The 3,571-nt window shown below is 64.9% G+C and carries 4 protein-coding genes and 1 pseudogene; 2 read left to right on the top strand and 3 right to left on the bottom strand.

Annotation, left to right across the window (positions count from 1 at the left end):
- Both EOA23_RS32680 and EOA23_RS32675 read left to right on the top strand, forming a co-directional pair.
- Nucleotides 1-199 (top strand): lasso peptide biosynthesis B2 protein (locus EOA23_RS32680; RefSeq protein WP_127307105.1); only part of this gene is annotated, 199 nt, incomplete at its 5' end.
- A complete protein-coding gene (locus EOA23_RS32675; RefSeq protein WP_127307104.1) occupies nucleotides 196-1,188 on the top strand; it encodes a serine kinase in 993 nt (330 codons plus the stop codon). The genes EOA23_RS32680 and EOA23_RS32675, both read left to right, overlap by 4 nt.
- On the opposite strand, the gene EOA23_RS32670 is transcribed toward EOA23_RS32675, so the two are convergent.
- The 3 genes and pseudogenes from EOA23_RS32670 to EOA23_RS32660 all read right to left on the bottom strand — a co-directional run.
- On the bottom strand, nucleotides 1,176-2,201 hold the full coding sequence (locus tag EOA23_RS32670; protein WP_127307103.1) for a nucleotidyltransferase family protein: 1,026 nt from the start codon (nucleotides 2,199-2,201) through the stop codon (nucleotides 1,176-1,178). The two genes, EOA23_RS32675 and EOA23_RS32670, sit on opposite strands and share 13 nt — an antisense overlap.
- A 169-nt stretch (nucleotides 2,202-2,370) precedes the next feature.
- Nucleotides 2,371-3,357, bottom strand: a complete 987-nt coding sequence (gene dhaK / locus EOA23_RS32665; protein ID WP_127307102.1) for a dihydroxyacetone kinase subunit DhaK — start codon at nucleotides 3,355-3,357, stop codon at nucleotides 2,371-2,373.
- A 31-nt stretch (nucleotides 3,358-3,388) separates the two neighbouring features.
- Nucleotides 3,389-3,571, bottom strand: a pseudogene (locus tag EOA23_RS32660) (hypothetical protein); the annotation flags it as partial.

Raw genomic sequence — 3,571 nt, 5'->3', positions numbered from 1 at the left:
GCTCGGCTTCCGTTTTCTGCGCATGGCCGGTCTCGACCCGGAGCTGCGTTTCGGCGTCGATGCCAAATCGATGCACGAGCCCCGCCTGTCGGCGCATTGCTGGGTCTGCCTCGACGGCAAGCCGGTGGTCAGCGACAGTCAGCCAGGCATGGTGGAGATCTACCGCCATCCGCCCAGCGTGAAGGCGTCCGCTGCTTGAGCGACCGGACAACGACTTTCTTCTACGACCTCAAAGGGCAGGTCATAAGCGTCACCGCCGCCCGCGCCGACCTCTGGCCGAGCTTCGACCTGATGCTCGGCGCGCTGCGTGTGAGCGAGGCTGCCCGGCCCGGCTTTCGTGTCGATATCATCGAAACGCTTGATCTGCAGGAAAACCCTGAAGGGAAATTGGCTTTCGATGGCGAAGTGCCCTTCGATGGCCATTGCCGGATGATCGACGGCGGAGACGTCTTCCACCTCGTCTTTCCAGGTCAGCAGACGCTGTCGATCCTCGACAAGGAAAGCTGCGCCGAAATCCGCGTTCACCCGGACAGCAAGATCAAATGGACGCTGCTGATGATGGTGCTGGATGCCGCGCTCGATGCCGGAGGTCAGCACATGCTGCACACGGCCGGCCTGACGCTGCCGGGCAGCGAAGCGCTTGTGCTGATCCATGCGCCGAGCGGCACCGGCAAGTCGACGACGTCGCTGGCGCTCGCCTCGCAGGGCTTCGGCCTCTGTTCCGACGACGTCATGATCCTCAGGGCGACACAGGACGGCGCAACGGCCTGGGGCATGCCGCGTAAAGTGAAGATCCATCGCAACACCGCGGCGATGCTGCCTTTCGTGTCGCCCTACCTTGACGAGACATGGGATGCTGAGGGCGAGCAGGCCGTGTCGCTTGATCGCCTTGGCGAGATCATGCGTGTCGAGGATGTGCGCGCCAGGCCGATCGCGGCTCTTCTTCATCTTGCCCGCTCGGCCGATGACAAGACAAGGCTGGTGCCCACGGCCAGGACCGATGCCATGGTGGCTTTGGCCGCCGACAATGTGAGGACCGGCATGACCGGCCTTTTGCCGCTGCAGAAAAGGCGAATGGCGACGATCGCAATATTGGTCAAGACGGTGCCGACCTTCACGCTGGAAGTGGGCGCGAGGCCGGTCGAAGCGGCGCAGCTGATCCGCGCCGCTCTGGGTCAAGCCGGATAGGGCCGTCCCCGCGCCAGCCTCTGCACCCAGCGGAAGGCGTCGCGGCTGAGGCGCGAGCGCAGCTTTTCGCGCGAGTTGACACGCAGCAGCATGTTGCCGGTGATCAGCCATTTCGCCAGCCTTATCGAGAGGTCCGGCTTGATGCGGTCGGCAAGCTCGATCGCGCGCGGCGCGCCGAACAGACGTCCGGTGACGTTGAGGACCGTCGCCAGCTCAAGCCCTATGCCGGTCATGCGGGCCGCCTCCAGCAGGCGCGCTTCATCTTCCGGCGATCTCAGCGCCCGCACGCCTTGCAGCACGTCGACACATAGCTGCAGCCGGTGGAATTTGTGGCCGCCGGCGGCATGGACGATGGCGATGGTCAGAAGTGCGGCCGGCGTATCGGTTTCGGCGCCGTCGATCGCCTGCAGCTCGCGGAAGCCGAGCGACAGGCGCCGGCGCATGCCGGTGTCGTGCACCAGGTTGCCGTGCAATTCGATCAGCAGGCTGGAATTCTCTTTCTCAAGCCATTTGAACTCCTGCAGTTGGTGCGACTCCACCTCGCCGCTGCCGAGCCTGAAGCCGCATTCGGCGATCGTCCTGTTGGCATCCTCGATGCCAGCGGGGTCGACGAGAATGTCGATATCGGTGAACGGCCGGTCGGCAGGCTGGTGGTAGAGCCTGCGCGCGAACACCGGCCCCTTCACGATTCGGGCCGGAACGCCTTTCGCCGCCAGCGCCTTCATGATGCGCTCGCCATGATATTGCAGCAGCATCGACTGCCCGGTCGCCATCGTCATCTGGTCGCGCAACTCGGCAAGCTTTTGCCGCAGACCCGCGTCTTTCGGCAGATTGGCGTCGCCGCGTTCCCTGAACTTGCGCAGCACGATCGGCAGCACGCCGTGGAACTCCGCATTGGCGAGCAGCGCCAGCAGGTCGCCTGCGGAAACGTCCTTGTCCCAATCGGCGGGCGCCCCGGGGTCGGCAAGGCTGATCAGCAGTTTTTCCTGGGCAGGCGAAAGCTCGGGCAGCATCGTTCAGGCACCAGCGGCAAGGTTCCGCGCATGCTTGCCAGAAAAGTACCCGTGAAGCCAGCGACGGCCAGAGCGGTTACCGTTTCAGAGAAACGCAGAACCGCTCTATCTCGTTGTTTTGGCGCAATCCCGGACGGAAAACCGCTTCACCCTTTTCCTGGAAATTGCGCTACATCCCCCAGCGCAGCGCAGCCGTGTGCACCGGAGCATCCCACAGCGCCGCCATGTCACCGTCGAGCATGGTCAGCGTGATCGAGCATCCTGCCATGTCGAGCGAGGTCACATAGGATCCGACGAGTGAGCGGACCACCGTCACGCCCCGTTTCTCCAAGATTCTGCGGGCGCTGTTGTACATCAGGTAGAGCTCCATCGAGGGCGTGCCGCCGAAGCCGTTGACGAACAGCAGCGCCGGCCCCGTGGCGCGGTCGCCGAAATCGCCGGCGATCGCCGCGCAGACCTCCTCGGCGATGGCGTCGGCGCTCTTCAGCGCGTCGCGCCGCCGGCCGGGCTCGCCATGGATGCCGACACCGAATTCCATCTCGCCGTCGCCGATCTCGAAGGTCGGCTTGCCGGCGGCGGGCACCGTGCCGCTGGTCAGCGCCACGCCCATCGAGCGCGTCGCGGCGTTGACGCGGTCGCCCAGCGCCTTGAGCGCAGGCAGCGCCATGCCCTGCTCAGCCGCGGCGCCGACGATCTTTTCCACCACCAGCGTACCGGCCACGCCGCGCCGTCCGGTCGTGTAGGACGAGTTTTCGACCGCGACGTCGTCATTGGTCACGACCTGCAGCACGCCGTCCGCCATCTCGGCCGCCATGTCGAAATTCATCACATCGCCTTCGTAATTCTTGACGATGAACAGACAGCCGGCACCGGTGTCGACGGCCTCAACGGCCGCGAGCATCTGGTCCGGCGTCGGCGAGGTGAAGACCTGGCCGGGACAGGCGGCGTCCAGCATGCCATGGCCGACCAGCCCGCCATGCAGCGGCTCATGGCCCGAGCCGCCGCCGGAGATCAGCGCCACCTTGCCGGGCTTCAGCTCCTTGCGGCGGATGAATTTGTGGTCGTCGCCAAGCACGAGGATATCGGCATGAGCCGCCGCGAAGCCGTCGAGGCTTTCGGTCAGCACCGTGTCCACCGTGTTCATAAATTTCTTCATGGCGTCCTCCCAAACAGCCCGGCAACAAAGGTCAGCCGCTGCCCTTGCCGGCGATGCTGGTTATTTTCTGGATGAAGTCGTTGATTGCCCGGTCGAGCGCCGCGTTCTGCTTGTCGTCGCCGAAATCCGGCACGATCAGCGAGACATGGCGTGTCTTGCGCGGTCCGGACGCCGTGGGCGCCTTGCCGGGATGCGCCTGGTGATAGGCGAGCAT

The sequence above is a fragment of the Mesorhizobium sp. M2A.F.Ca.ET.042.01.1.1 genome, from assembly GCF_003997405.1.
Taxonomy (GTDB): domain Bacteria; phylum Pseudomonadota; class Alphaproteobacteria; order Rhizobiales; family Rhizobiaceae; genus Mesorhizobium.
Note: the sequence above shows the minus strand (reverse complement) of the source record. Positions and strands in the feature narration are given on the sequence as shown.

What these genes read in the sequence shown, in the direction of transcription:
- EOA23_RS32670 (WP_127307103.1), bottom strand. Translation starts at nt 2,201, where the DNA reads ATGCTGCCCGAGCTTTCGCCTGCCCAGGAAAAACTGCTGATCAGCCTT.
- dhaK (WP_127307102.1), bottom strand. Translation starts at nt 3,357, where the DNA reads ATGAAGAAATTTATGAACACGGTGGACACGGTGCTGACCGAAAGCCTC.